Origin of the sequence: Pedobacter insulae, from assembly GCF_900113525.1 — a bacterium.
GTDB lineage: Bacteria > Bacteroidota > Bacteroidia > Sphingobacteriales > Sphingobacteriaceae > Pedobacter > Pedobacter insulae.
The window spans coordinates 599,806-613,898 of sequence record NZ_FOPP01000001.1 but is presented as its reverse complement, the minus strand read 5'-3'; the positions used below and the strand labels follow the sequence as shown (position 1 = coordinate 613,898).

At 37.4% G+C, this 14,093-nt stretch carries 14 protein-coding genes; 4 read left to right on the top strand and 10 right to left on the bottom strand.

Annotated elements, in window-relative coordinates; translation table 11 throughout:
- Positions 1-32: 32 nt before the first annotated feature.
- Positions 33-581 (top strand): NUDIX hydrolase, encoded by a 549-nt coding sequence (locus tag BM207_RS02770; RefSeq protein WP_090992073.1) that lies wholly within the window; start codon positions 33-35, stop codon positions 579-581.
- Here the strand turns inward: BM207_RS02770 and dnaA are convergent.
- The 3 genes from dnaA to BM207_RS02755 form a co-directional block, all read right to left on the bottom strand.
- Positions 578-2,008: a chromosomal replication initiator protein DnaA gene (gene dnaA, locus BM207_RS02765; RefSeq protein ID WP_090992019.1), complete on the bottom strand. Its 1,431-nt coding sequence runs from the start codon at positions 2,006-2,008 to the stop codon at positions 578-580. The two genes, BM207_RS02770 and dnaA, sit on opposite strands and share 4 nt — an antisense overlap.
- Positions 2,009-2,201: 193 nt before the next feature.
- On the bottom strand, positions 2,202-3,740 hold the full coding sequence (locus BM207_RS02760) for an acyl-CoA mutase large subunit family protein (protein WP_090992018.1): 1,539 nt from the start codon (positions 3,738-3,740) through the stop codon (positions 2,202-2,204).
- Between the two features lie 31 nt (positions 3,741-3,771).
- Positions 3,772-4,302 (bottom strand): DUF7935 family protein, encoded by a 531-nt coding sequence (locus tag BM207_RS02755; RefSeq protein ID WP_090992017.1) that lies wholly within the window; start codon positions 4,300-4,302, stop codon positions 3,772-3,774.
- Between the two features lie 93 nt (positions 4,303-4,395).
- Between BM207_RS02755 and BM207_RS02750 the strand changes: the two genes are divergently transcribed.
- Positions 4,396-4,749 carry a HesB/IscA family protein gene (locus BM207_RS02750; RefSeq protein ID WP_090992016.1) on the top strand — a complete coding sequence of 118 codons (354 nt, stop codon included), beginning with the start codon at positions 4,396-4,398 and terminating at the stop codon, positions 4,747-4,749.
- A 130-nt stretch (positions 4,750-4,879) separates the two neighbouring features.
- Positions 4,880-6,112: an ABC transporter permease gene (locus BM207_RS02745; protein ID WP_090992015.1), complete on the top strand. Its 1,233-nt coding sequence runs from the start codon at positions 4,880-4,882 to the stop codon at positions 6,110-6,112.
- 12 nt (positions 6,113-6,124) lie between these two features.
- Here BM207_RS02745 and BM207_RS02740 read toward each other — a convergent pair whose 3' ends face one another.
- The 6 genes from BM207_RS02740 to BM207_RS02715 are packed head-to-tail and all read right to left on the bottom strand — an operon-like array spanning position 6,125 to position 11,805.
- Complete coding sequence (locus tag BM207_RS02740; protein ID WP_090992014.1) at positions 6,125-6,859, bottom strand: tyrosine-protein phosphatase; 735 nt, start codon at positions 6,857-6,859, stop codon at positions 6,125-6,127.
- 2 nt (positions 6,860-6,861) lie between these two features.
- Entirely contained in the window at positions 6,862-7,914 is a 1,053-nt protein-coding gene (gene rfbB / locus BM207_RS02735) for a dTDP-glucose 4,6-dehydratase (protein WP_090992013.1), read from the bottom strand.
- A complete protein-coding gene (locus BM207_RS02730; protein ID WP_090992012.1) occupies positions 7,914-8,477 on the bottom strand; it encodes a hypothetical protein in 564 nt (187 codons plus the stop codon). The genes rfbB and BM207_RS02730 overlap by 1 nt, the downstream gene beginning before the upstream one ends.
- Before the next feature lie 9 nt (positions 8,478-8,486).
- Entirely contained in the window at positions 8,487-9,506 is a 1,020-nt protein-coding gene (gene galE / locus BM207_RS02725; RefSeq protein WP_090992011.1) for a UDP-glucose 4-epimerase GalE, read from the bottom strand.
- Positions 9,503-10,492 (bottom strand): UDP-glucuronic acid decarboxylase family protein, encoded by a 990-nt coding sequence (locus BM207_RS02720; RefSeq protein WP_090992010.1) that lies wholly within the window; start codon positions 10,490-10,492, stop codon positions 9,503-9,505. Before BM207_RS02720 ends, galE begins: the two co-directional genes overlap by 4 nt.
- A complete protein-coding gene (locus tag BM207_RS02715) occupies positions 10,489-11,805 on the bottom strand; it encodes a UDP-glucose dehydrogenase family protein (protein ID WP_090992009.1) in 1,317 nt (438 codons plus the stop codon). Before BM207_RS02715 ends, BM207_RS02720 begins: the two co-directional genes overlap by 4 nt.
- Positions 11,806-11,871: 66 nt before the next feature.
- Here BM207_RS02715 and BM207_RS02710 point away from each other — a divergent pair, with 66 nt between their 5' ends.
- A complete protein-coding gene (locus tag BM207_RS02710; RefSeq protein WP_090992008.1) occupies positions 11,872-13,083 on the top strand; it encodes a 3-deoxy-D-manno-octulosonic acid transferase in 1,212 nt (403 codons plus the stop codon).
- On the opposite strand, the gene hemH is transcribed toward BM207_RS02710, so the two are convergent.
- Positions 13,080-14,093 (bottom strand): ferrochelatase, encoded by a 1,014-nt coding sequence (hemH, locus tag BM207_RS02705; protein WP_090992007.1) that lies wholly within the window; start codon positions 14,091-14,093, stop codon positions 13,080-13,082. The genes BM207_RS02710 and hemH overlap by 4 nt on opposite strands.

The following is a 14,093-nucleotide window of genomic DNA, read 5'->3' as shown; positions in this document are numbered from 1 at the left end:
CAATGACGACATTGATAATAAAAACATTTCATATGGAGATTCTAAAATGGCAAAAACTTGCCACAAAATATTTAGTGAAAGAGAAATGGGCTACTTTAAGGGTTGACACCTGTAAATTACAGGGAGGAGCTGTTAAGGATGACTATTATGTTTTAGAATATCCTAATTGGGCCAATGCTGTCGCATTAACGAAGGAAGGGAAAATAATTTTGGTCAGACAATACCGCTATGCTGCAGATATCATTTCTTTAGAAATTCCAGGTGGTGTAATGGATGGCGATGAAACTGCGGAAACGGCAATCAAGCGTGAGCTATTAGAAGAAACTGGATATAGTTTTGACACTTGCAAATTGGTCGCAACGTTGTACCCCAATCCGGCGACATCAAATAACAAGACTTTTACTTTCTTGTTAACAGGAGGTGTTAAAACTCATGAACAACAGTTAGATGAGCACGAGATCTTAAATGTAGAAGAATATACCGTTGAGGAAGTTAAACAACTATTAGCCGAAAACAAAATAGACCAGGCACTTCACGTAGCTGGTCTATTTTATGGTTTAGCGGCCATATTACATGACTAACTCATTTTCAGTTTCTTCTGAATATCGTTAACGTACGCTTTAAATTTCTTATCCGTTTCTATTAAATCTTCTACGGTTTGACAAGCATAAATCACTGTTGAGTGGTCACGCCCACCAAAGAAAGCACCAATCGTTTTTAGAGAAGATTTAGTATGGCTTTTAGACAAGTACATGGATATTTGACGTGCCTGTACAATTTCCCTTTTCCGGGTTTGTGATTTCACCATATCAACTGGAACCTCGAAATATTCACATACCAATTTTTGAATATATTCCATTGAAATTTCTTTCGAGGTATTTTTAATAAAGTTCTTCAACATTTGCTTAGCCAAAGCTAAATCAATGTCCTTTTTATTTAAGGTAGACTGCGCCAGTAGTGAAACCATTGCACCTTCTAATTCGCGCACATTGTTATCAATATTGTGAGCTACATACTCAATTACCTCACCAGGAAGCTCGATTCCATCAGCATACATTTTCTTCTTAAGAATAGCGATACGGGTTTCTAAATCTGGGATTTGTAAATCTGCAGATAGCCCCCATTTAAAGCGACTTAATAAACGTTCCTCTAAACCTGCTAAATCCTTCGGAGCTTTATCAGAAGTTAAAATCACCTGTTTACCTGATTGATGCAGATGATTAAAAATATGGAAAAAGATATCCTGTGTTTTCTCTTTCCCAGCAAAGTTATGTACATCATCCATAATGATGACGTCCATTGCCTGGTAGAAGTTAACGAAATCATTAATGGTATTATTTTTTAATGAGTCTACAAATTGTTGACAGAACTTCTCACAAGAAACATAAATAACCAGTTTATCTGGCATATTGCGTTTTATCTCATTACCTATGGCCTGTGCTAAATGCGTTTTACCTAAGCCAACGCCACCATAAATCATTAGTGGATTAAATGAGGTACCTCCCGGCTTTGCAGCCACAGCATAACCCGCTGAACGCGCTAAACGGTTGCAATCTCCTTCAATATAATTCTCAAAAGTATAATTCGTATTTAATTGAGGATCTACATTTAATTTTTTCAAACCCGGAATGATAAAAGGATTTTTGATATCCTTATTGATCGATACCGGAATTGGCATAGATTGCACTTTTGCTTCTGCCCCATTTCCGTTAGAGGGCATGTTTGTTGTATAAGGTGAGCCGCTGTTCGATGATTTGTCTACAACGATATTATATTCTAATCGCCCTTCATCTCCCAATTGTTTTTTTACTGTTTTACGAAGCAGTCCAACATAGTGTTCTTCCAGCCATTCGTAAAAAAATAAACTAGGCACCTGAATGGTTAAAACGTTTCCATCTAATTTAAGTGCAGATATCGGCTCGAACCAGGTTTTAAAACTTTGGGTCGGAATGTTATCCTTAATTATATGAAGACAGTTTTTCCATACTTCGGTACAAGTTTTTTCCATTGTTATTCTATAATTTGTTGGTTTTCAATATTAATAAGGGTGTTACGGATACCCCTTTTTGAGTTATCGAATATTCAAAAAATTATCAACAAAAAGAACAAATTTTTCAATTATTTTGTAAGTACTTCAAAAGCAGTAGCATATACTACTTAACCTAAATTTTTTGTGTGGATAACTATATTTTAACATAAAATTAATATTCCCCGAATACATTTCTCATACAATCTGCGATCTCGCCGAGCGAAGCATATTCCTCCACCGCTGCAAGAATAAATGGCATCAAATTTTGGTCAGATTTAGCTGCATCACCGAGGTTTTTCAAGGCTTGCGCTACTGCCTTATTATTTCTTTCCGCCCTCAATTTAATTAATTTATCAATTTGAATAGTTCGTATGGATTCATCAATATTTAAGACATCAGTAATTCCTTCTTTCTCTTGCGTAAATTTATTTACACCTACGATAACTCTCTCGGCCGACTCCACTTCAATTTGATATTGATAAGCCGCATTGGCGATCTCTTGCTGGATGTAACCATTTTCTATCGCATTTACCGATCCGCCCATGGCATCTATTTTATCGATATATAATTGTGCAGCAGCTTCAATTTCATCCGTTAAACTTTCTATAAAATACGACCCGGCCAAAGGATCTACTGTATCTGTAACTCCACTCTCAAATGCGATTATCTGTTGTGTACGGAGTGCAATTTTCGCCGCCGCTTCTGTGGGCAGAGACAGAGCCTCATCGTAGCCATTTGTGTGTAAGGACTGCGTGCCGCCAAGTACCGCAGCCATCGCTTGATTTGTTACCCTCACTACATTATTCAGGGGCTGTTGGGCCGTGAGCGTACTTCCGCCTGTCTGCGTATGAAACCTGAGCATCTGTGCTTTCTCATCTGTAGCCCCTAATGATTTGGTAATTTTAGCCCACATTCGTCTTGCAGCCCTAAACTTGGCAATCTCCTCAAAAAAATTATTGTGGCAATTAAAAAAGAATGATAACCGCTTCGCAAACACATTAATCGCTAAGCCTTTTTCCAGGGCTGCATTTAAGTAAGCCTTACCATTAGCCAAGGTAAATGCCAATTCTTGCACTGCCGTAGAGCCTGCTTCCCGAATATGATATCCAGAAATAGATATCGTATTCCACTTTGGAACTTCTTTGCTGCAGTATTCGAAGATATCCGTAATAAGCCGCATAGATGGTTTAGGTGGATATATATATGTGCCCCTTGCGGCATATTCTTTTAAAATATCATTCTGAATAGTACCAGAGATCTCCTTTAAATCCGCACCCTGCTTTTTAGCAAGCGCAATATACATCGCCAATAAAATTGAAGCTGTAGCGTTTATGGTCATCGAGGTAGTAATTTTTTTGAGCTCAATTCCTTCAAATAAGATTTCCATATCCTTTAAGGAATCAATAGCTACCCCAACCTTACCCACTTCCCCTTCAGACATATCATGATCTGAATCATAACCAATCTGCGTTGGAAGATCAAAAGCCACAGAAAGTCCCATTGTACCTTGGGCCAATAAATAATGATAACGTTTGTTTGACTCTTCTGCAGTAGAAAAACCAGCATACTGTCTCATTGTCCAAAGCCGGCCACGATACATGTCTTTTTGTATACCCCTGGTGAATGGAAACTCACCGGGAAGCTCGTTTGTTACTTTGCTTAAGATATAAGTAGGCCTAATTTCAATCCCGGAAGTTGTAGTATGTTTCATTACTTATGGTTTTGGTTAATTGGTTAACTGATTAAAATAACTCTTGTATATCTTTCTTTAAATGTTCAATTGTTAAATCGTATGGGTTTTCGGGAATGCCCGCCATATGTTGTAGCACTTTCTTACTTAAGTCCGTTCCATTTGCAGATTCAGGCAAGCCTAATACCGCATTATTAACCATCGCAAGGGTGTCGTCTTTTAACTTACGGATTACCTGCCAACTGGTAGCATTGATATATAACTGTTGTGCAACATTATGTTGAAATTCAGACTTAATGTCATTTATCACTAAATTTTGTAATTCTTTTATCCCAATCCCTTGGTGATGTAACCTGATGAGTAGATTGGCTGGATTAATCCGGTCAATAAAAATAATTAATCGTTCATGCGCCTGCAATCTTAAGGGAAGCAAAGATGCGCTGTGGACTTGATTTAATTCAATTGTTTTTAAGTTGAAAAAGCGCATAATATCGCCTTTAACGACATAGTAAATTGCCATTAATGGAATAAAAATTCCTAGCGACAGTACCATAAGATCTATAAAAATCTGTTTAACGTACATAAGTATTGTTTAATTACGGTAATATTAATAAGGTATGAAAGGCAAAAATGTGCATTATTATTTATATTTGTAACAGATAAAATTTAATTAACCATGAGTAACGCTGTAGAAACTGCTTTTGCACCTGTATCTTTTACCGAAGGTGCCATTAAAGAACTTTTTAAATTAAAGGATCAGCAAGAGATCGCCGAAGATTTTGGCTTACGTGTTGGCGTGGAAGGCGGTGGTTGTTCTGGAATGAGTTATGTTTTAGGGTTTGACCAAAAAAAGGAAGGCGACCAGGAGTTCATCATTGATGGAATAAAAGTTTTTATGCATAAAGCCCACCAAATGTATTTGTTAGGAATGCAAGTTGATTGGCAAGACGGATTAAATTCTCGCGGATTTACGTTTAGCAACCCAAATGCAGCAAGCTCTTGCGGATGTGGCACTAGTTTTTCTGTTTAATACTTGAATACTTTGACAAATTTTGAAGATTTGCCAAAGTATTCAAGTATTATGTAACATTTTACAAGGTCTCGTTGTCTTAACAACGGGACTTTCTATTTTTATACCTTAAAGAATATATCTTTATCAAATGACCTACACCGAAAATGTAAGAATTGCACTGCAATCTATTAAAAGTAACCGATTACGTACTTTACTAACCGCACTCATCATTGCGATTGGTTTATCAGCTTTGGTTGGTATCTTAACAACGCTTGACGCTGTTAAGAAAAGTATGACAGATGCATTTTCTAGTATGGGCGCAAATTCATTCAATATCCGCAACCGCGGAACGGGAATCAGAGTAGGTGGAGGTGGAAAACGGCCAAAGCCTTTTAAATCTATCAGGTATGAAGAGGCGATTGCATTTAAAAAACGGTTAAATACTCCCGCTACCGTAGCTGTAAGCGTATTTGCAAGTGGAGGGTCAACAGTAAAATATGGTACGGAAAAAACAAATCCAAATATTAACATCCAGGGCTTCGATGAAAACGGGCTAGCTTCTCAAGGATTAGAGTTAGCATTAGGACGGAATTTTAGTCCGCTGGAAGTAGAGAATGGCAATAATGTATGTATTATTGGTGCTGAAATTGCAAAAACTATTTTCAAGAATGAATCCCCATTAGATAAGATTATTACTGCTGGTAATAACCGATTAAAAGTGATAGGGGTTTTAGTTGCCAAAGGGGCTAGTATGGGAGCAAATACCGATCGGGCGGTATATATTCCACTACTTAAAGCGAAGCTGGTCAATTCTAACAATAATCCGTCCTATACCATTACCGTGATGGTTCCAAATAATGAGTTAATGGACAACATTATTGGAGAGGCCACTTCAGAAATGAGAAATATCCGAAAGATAAAGATCAAAGAACCCAATAATTTTGAGATTACCAAAAGCGATGCTGTGGCGCAAACTTTATTTGAAAACCTTGCTTGGGTTGCCATTGGTGGTATTGCTATTGGCTCGATTACTTTAATTGGAGCATCTATAGGTTTGATGAACATTATGTTGGTATCAGTAACTGAAAGAACGAGAGAAATTGGCATAAGGAAGGCAATTGGTGCCAATCCAGCTACTATTCGTAAGCAATTTTTAATTGAGGCAGTAGTGATCTGCTTAATTGGAGGCGCACTTGGAATATTATTGGGAATTGGGATCGGAAATTTGATTTCCCTTTCAATGGGTGGATCATTTATCATCCCTTGGATGTTTATTCTGGGCGGATTGGTACTATGCGTAGGAGTTGGAATACTTTCTGGTTATTATCCTGCGAAAAAAGCTTCAAAATTAGATCCTGTTGAAGCCTTAAGATACGAGTAGACGATCAATAGCTTACAAGAGAGTATTTTTCAACTTCCCGCTTAATAACTCCTGTAAACCGGGAGTATATAAACTTTCTTTTAATGCGTCTGCGTGGCGAAGATGATGCATGTCACTCCCTACAAAGTCGACCAGATTATTTTCTATTATTTCTTCGGCCAGTTTCTTTGGCCCAGGGCCATAATAGCCGGTAAGCGCAATTGCATTAATTTGTAAATTACAATCCTGCTCTTTAATTCGGATATAATTATCTACCGAACCATGAAAATACGGGTATCTTTCAGGGTGCGCAAGCACAGGTTTATAACCACTGTCTTGCATCAGTTTAATCATATCATGAATATTTGCTGGATAATTAATGAAAGAAAGCTCAAATAAAAGATAATTATCGCCAAAGGTTAAAACAGTTTTTTCTTTTATCTTCTTCTCAAAAGTTTCATCCATGTAGTATTCTGCAGCTGCCTCTACTTCAAGGTCAATTTGGTTCTGAAGTAATCCTTTTCTCAACACATCGAGCCCTCTACGGATAGTATCCGGACTATTCCTAAAATAATCTGCCATTACATGAGGTGAAGCAATTAATTTTTTATAGCCTAAAGCCTTGAACCTTCTAGCTAATGCAATTGAGTCCTCAATCGTACGTGCGCCATCATCAATACCCGGAATGATATGTGAGTGCATATCTGTGCCGATAACCGAAAAATCGATCTCAGGTTCTTTTCGCTTCTTTTTAAATAATCCGAACAAAATTATCTCTCCCGGTATTGTGTTTCATAATATGATTGATAGTTACCCGAGGTAACATTCATGAGCCATTCCTCATTTGCCAAATACCAATCGACTGTTTTCGCAAGTCCTTCTTCAAATTGCAAGCTCGGAACCCAGTTCAATTCGTTTTGCAATTTAGTAGAATCTATCGCATAACGCAAATCATGACCTGCCCTATCTGTTACAAAGGTAATTAACTTAGCGGATTCGCCCTTCTCACGATTTAATTTTTCATCCATTACCTCGCACAATAACCGGATTAAATCGATATTCTTCCATTCGTTATGTCCACCTATATTATAAGTTTCTCCGCTCTTTGCCCCATGAAAAATTACATCTATTGCTCTTGCATGATCTTCTACCCAAAGCCAATCTCTTACATTTTCCCCTTTCCCATAAACAGGAACAGGCTTGTTATTTTTGATGTTATTTATCGCTAATGGAATAAGTTTTTCAGGGAAGTGGTGAGAGCCATAATTATTTGAACAATTCGAAATTACACAATCCATGCCGTATGTATCGTGATAAGCACGCACAAAATGATCAGAACTTGCTTTCGACGCCGAGTATGGACTATGCGGGTCATAAGCGGTAGTTTCCGTAAACATCCCTTCATCTCCCAATGCCCCATATACTTCATCGGTACTTACGTGATAAAACCGTTTTTCATGATAACTTCCTTTCCAGTACTCTCTGGCTGCATTTAAAAGATTAACCGTACCTAAAACATTGGTTATTACGAATGCATTAGGATCGGCAATTGATCTATCTACATGAGATTCTGCTGCCAAATGTATCACCGCATCAAAGTTCTCAGCTTGAAAAATTTGACTGATCAGTTTAGCATCTGTAATGTCGGCTTTTAAAAACCTATAATTCGGCAAATTCTCTACATCTTTTAGATTGGCTAAGTTACCCGCGTAAGTTAAGGCATCTAAATTAACAACCTCATATTGAGGATAATTAATTAAAAATCTCCGTACAACATGTGAGCCAATAAAGCCAGCCCCTCCTGTAATTAAAATCTTCTTCATTATATTTGCTTTGGCAGTCCTAAATCTACTGCGATATCTGGAACGGTATTATATATTTTACTTAATAGTTTATTAACACTTTCTTGTAAATCAAATTGCAAATCCTCATGCAGTCTCTGAAATTTCTTGAGCGTAGCAATTATTGATTTTACAAAAAAAATAGCTAGCAGTTGATCATAATTTTTAGCTAAGGAGAAAGAACGTACGCGACCGCTAGTGGGCATGAGGGTGAATAAAAAAATCCGCAATTCTATCTCTTCAAAGTCTGCTTTGGTAACTTTATAAAAATGATTAATTGACTTCAGTATTTTACGCATGTTCAATAAGACATCTTTTGAACTTTCGCCTTTTAATTCTCTTAAGTTATGAGCTACTTGTTCTATCTCGTCTTTCAAAGTAGCAACCCTTTCCTTTAAATTAATCTCATCTTCGAGCAGTAAAAAATGCAGCCTCTCGGTAAGCACCTTATCTTTTGCTACTAAACGGAGCAAAAGTTTATCCTTTTCCTTTGGAGGAAGCGCGAGAATTTCGGCCTTTAGATTTTTATGCTCACTTAGCTTCATTTACAATAATTAAAAAGGGTTATCTTTCAGATATTTTTCCCACTTCCATGCCGAGTTCATCATTTCATTGATATCTAATTCGGCTTTCCAACCCAGTATCTTATTTGCTTTGGCAACATCTCCGAAAGTTTGTTCGATATCACCCTCTCTTCTCTTTCCAATTGTATATTTTAGCTTTTCACCTGTTGATTGCTCAAAAGCATTTATTATTTCTAATACCGATGACCCTTTACCTGTACCGATATTAAATACTTCATAATTATCGCCCAATTTACTTTCTAATCTTTTAATTGCAGCAACATGGGCCTTTGCCAAATCTACCACGTGAATATAATCTCTAATTGCCGATCCATCTGGTGTGTTATAATCATCGCCATAAACCGTAATCGAGTTGCGTTTGCCTATAGCCGACTGTGTAATAAAAGGAACCAAGTTCTGAGGAATGCCATTGGGAAGCTCCCCAATTAAGGCGGTATGATGGGCCCCGACAGGGTTAAAATATCTTAAAACGATAACTTCTAATTCAGCTTTAACTGCACATGTTTCTTGCAGTATCTCTTCGGCGATTTGTTTGGTGTTTCCGTAGGGAGATTCGGCCTTTTTAACTGCCGCTTGCTCTGTAACTGGTAGCACATCAGGCTGTCCATACACGGTACAAGATGAAGAAAACACTAATTTTACCTTACTATTATAAGCAGTTAAAAGATTTATCAAGCTATAAAAGTTATTACGATAATATTTTAAGGGTTCCTGAACAGACTCACCAACTGCTTTAAAAGCTGCGAAATGAATAATACCTGAAATATCTTTATGCTGTGCCGCAAAATCATTTACTTCTTTTTCATTACATAGATCTAACTTTACAAAATCAGGTTTTTTCCCAGTAATCTTCTCAATTTGTTCTAGAATTTTGATATCAGAATTCGACAGGTCATCTACAATGACAACCTCATATCCTGCATTAAAAAGTTCGACTACTGTATGGGATCCAATGTATCCCGTACCACCTGTTACTAGTATCTTCATTATTTATTATATATTTTAAAATCTTTATGTTCTGTATTTTCCAATGCCTCTTTTGGCAGTGATCTAAAATAATCATACGTAATCTTTAATCCCTCTGCCCTACTTACTTTAGGCTCCCAATTAAGGAGTGCTTTTGCTTTGGTAATGTCGGGTCGACGTTGCTTCGGATCATCAACAGGCAAATCTCTTAAAACTAATTTCTGTTTTGTACCAGTAAGCTTGATAATTTCTTCACCGAATTGTTTAATGGTAATTTCATCAGGATTGCCAATATTAACGGGTTGTGCATAATCGCTAAATAGCAACCTATAAATACCTTCCACTAAATCGTCTACATAACAAAATGAGCGGGTCTGACTGCCATCACCGAAAACCGTAAGATCTTCTCCTCTTAAGGCCTGGCCGATAAAAGCTGGTAGCACGCGTCCATCATTAAGCCTCATCCTTGGTCCGTAGGTGTTAAATATCCTAACGATCCTAGTTTCTAACCCATGAAACGTATGATAGGCCATGGTTATTGCTTCTTGAAATCGTTTTGCCTCATCATATACCCCCCGAGGGCCTACAGGATTTACATTTCCCCAATATTCTTCGGGTTGCGGATTAACATTGGGATCTCCGTACACTTCAGAAGTTGAAGCAATTAGCATCCGTGCGTTTTTGTTTCTTGCCAAACCTAATAAATTATGGGTACCTAAAGAGCCCACTTTTAAAGTTTGTATAGGAATTTTTAAGTAATCGATTGGACTAGCGGGAGAAGCAAAATGAAGAATATAATCTAGCTCTCCGGGTACATATACAAATTTAGAAACGTCGTGGTGATAAAACTCAAAATTCTCTAGCTTAAATAAATGAGCAATATTTTTAAGATCTCCTGTAATTAAATTGTCCATTGCAATTACATGAAACCCCTCTTTGATAAATCTATCACATAAATGTGAGCCTAAAAAGCCCGCGGCTCCCGTTATGAGTACTCTTTTAGCTTTCATTGTTCGGAAATTAATTTTCTTCCTATACTATTATAATAATATCCAAGATCTATCATCTTCTCAAGATCAAATAGATTTCGTCCATCAAAAATTACTTTATTATTCAACACCTGATCCATTCTTTCAAAATCTGGATTACGGAACACAGACCATTCGGTAGCAATTAATAAAGCGTCTGCATTTTCTAAAGCATCGTATTGATTTGTTGCAAACGAAATTTTGTCCCCAATAATAGCTTTAACATTATTCATTGCCTCTGGATCGAATGCGCTTATGGTAGCGCCTTGTTTAATTAATTCATCCACAATATATAAGGCTGGTGCTTCACGAATATCATCCGTTTCTGGCTTAAAAGCTAAGCCCCAAAGTGCAAAATGCTTGCCTTTGATATTATTCTTGTAGTATTTTAAGATTTTCTCAACCAACACTAATTTCTGACGTTCATTTACCTCCATCACAGCCCTCAAAATCTGGAAATCATAATCGTGGCTATCGGCTGCGATGGCTAATGCTTGCACATCTTTCGGGAAGCAACTTCCTCCGTAACCAATTCCTGGAAAAAGAAAACGTTTGCCTATTCTATCATCCGAGCCAATGCCCTTTCTTACGGCATCAACATCCGCACCTACAATTTCGCAGAGATTTGCGATTTCGTTCATAAAGGTGATCTTGGTCGCAAGAAATGAGTTAGCAGCATATTTCGTTAACTCCGAAGAACGCTCATCCATAAAAAAAATAGGGTTACCTTGACGGACATATGGTGCATATAATTCCGCCATTAATTTTTGTGCTTTTTCACTTCTCGTTCCAATAACCACTCGATCTGGCTTCATAAAATCATCAACAGCCACCCCCTCCCGTAAAAACTCCGGATTGGACACTACATCTATAGCTACCTTAGTATTTGCTGTAAAAACAGCTTGGACTTTATCGGCCGTACCTACTGGTACTGTAGATTTATTTACAATTACTTTATAAGAAGTAACTAACTTGGCAATATCCTTTGCAGCGCCTAAAATATAAGATAAATCGGCTGCGCCATCACCTCCTGGCGGAGTTGGCAAAGCCATAAATATAATCTGGCTCTCGCTAACAGCATCAGCCAGATCGGTTGTAAACGATAAACGACCCTGAGCAATATTTCGATGAAATAAAACATCTAGACCGGGTTCGTAAATCGGAACTTCTCCATTAATCATTTTCTCAACCTTAACTGCGTTAATATCTACACAGATTACATCATTACCTGTTTCTGCTAGGCATGTTCCGGTTACTAGGCCAACATATCCAGTTCCAATTACCGCTATCTTCATATATTTTCAGCAAGTTTTAATTTTAATCATTTATCTTCGAACGAAGATAAGAAATTAACATTCAAAATGATTTGGATTTATAATATTGGAATTGCTTTATTTACTGTTATCACTGAATTAGCCTCTCACTTTAATCAGAAAGCAAAATTATTTACTGAGGGAAGAAAGAAGGTGTTTGAGAAAATCTCTGCTCAAGTAGATCCTGCCGATCGACCAATTTGGTTTCATTTTGCTTCGCTGGGAGAATTTGAACAAGGAAGACCTGTTTTAGAAAAAATCAAATCTATAAATCCTGCACAAAAGATTATCATTACCTTTTTCTCTCCTTCTGGCTATGAAATAAGAAAAAACTATATAGAGGCAGATGCCATCTTTTACTTGCCCATGGATACCGCTGCAAAGGCTCAGAAATTCCTGACATTGGTAAATCCCAGTATGGCCATTTTCACTAAGTATGAGTTCTGGTTCCATTATTTCACTGCACTTCGTCAAAAGCAAATTCCTTTGTACTTAATATCCGGGATTTTTAGACCTGGCCAGGCATTTTTTAAATGGTATGGCGGGTTTAATAGAATTATTTTAAAGTGTGTGAGCCATTTTTTTGTTCAGAACCAAGAAAGTGCAAGTCTTTTAAAGAGTATTGGTATTAATGAAGTAAGTGTTAGTGGTGATACGCGTTTTGACCGGGTTTACGAGCATGCTGCCAAACCGAAAAAACTGGCAGAGATTGAAGAATTTTGCGGAGAATTTCCTGTATTTATTGCTGGGAGCACCTGGCCTGCAGATGAAAAAATACTCTCCGCTTTTCCCGAAAGATATCCAGATTGGAAATTGATTATTGCACCCCATGAGGTAAATGAACAGCACATTCAGGATATTGAGAAAATATTTCCGGAGGCTGTGAAGTTTTCAAGAATTAGAGATCGAGGTACAAAGCACAAGGACCAAATCCTGTTAATCGATAATATCGGCATGCTTTCATCACTTTATCAATACGGAAAGGTTGCTTATATTGGTGGCGGTTTTGGAGCGGGAATCCATAATACGTTAGAAGCGGCAGCATTTGGCATACCTGTAATATTTGGGCCTAAGTACGCTAAATTTCAAGAAGCAAAAGATCTTATAGCGGAAAATGCAGCAATAAGCATAACTAACGAATCTAAACTTCTATCAGCTTTTGAACACTTCAAGACCAATGAAAAGGCCTCCGCTAATGCAAAAAACTATGTGACCAGCAAAAAAGGTGCAACAGAAATGATTATAGCCAAAATTAGCTAGTTTAGCGCAAGTTCAGCAAGAGCTTCAATAAATTTCGGATGATCATTTAAGCTCTCAACCAATTGCACATGCTCACCTCCCAATTCTCTAAATTCTTCATGATACTCAACGGTAATTTCATAAAGGGTTTCGAGGCAATCGGCTACAAAAGCAGGGCTAAACACTAATAAACGTTTTTTGCCTTCAGCAGCCAGCTTTTTTAAAACGTCAGTGGTATATGGCTGTACCCAAGGTTCCTTCCCTAGGCGAGATTGAAAACAAACGGTATATTTTTCTTTTGGAATACCCAATTCATTGGCTAAAAGCCTTGCCGTATCATGCCCCTGGGCAGAATAGCAAAACTTATTGGTGTTATTTAACGTTTCACAACACTCATCTTTCTTTAAACAATAATCACCAGTATGATCGCATTTCAGTAATTGTCTTTCAGGTAGCCCGTGGAAACTAAACAATACATGGTCATATGTTTCTGGCTGATGTTTTCTGGCATTTTCCGCAAAAACTTCGATCATTAGTCTGTTATCATGGAAAGAATTGACAAGAGAAATAGGAGGAATAGTTTGCCATTTGGAAACCAACTCCATTACCAATTGCATCACTGAGCCGGTACTCGCAGAAGCATATTGTGGAAACATTGGAATAACTCTGATGCTTTCAACAAGACCTGCTTTCAGTTTGTTCAATGCACTTTCAATTGCAGGGTTTTGATAGCGCATGGCTAACTCTACCTGATACTCGTCGCCTAATTTTTCTTGCAATAGTTTTGCTTGAATTTTACTATAATGCAAAAGTGGAGAGCCATTCTCATCCCATATTTCCTTGTACAATTTAGAAGTTTTTGGACTTCGAAATGGAACAATAATCCCTTTAACCAATAAGGTTCTATTAAATTTCGGAATATCGATTACTCGCTCATCCATCAAAAATTGATCAAGATACTTCTTAACATCTTTTACCTCTGCACTATCCGGCGTACCCAAGTTGACCAATAAAACACCTTTCTTTCTCAT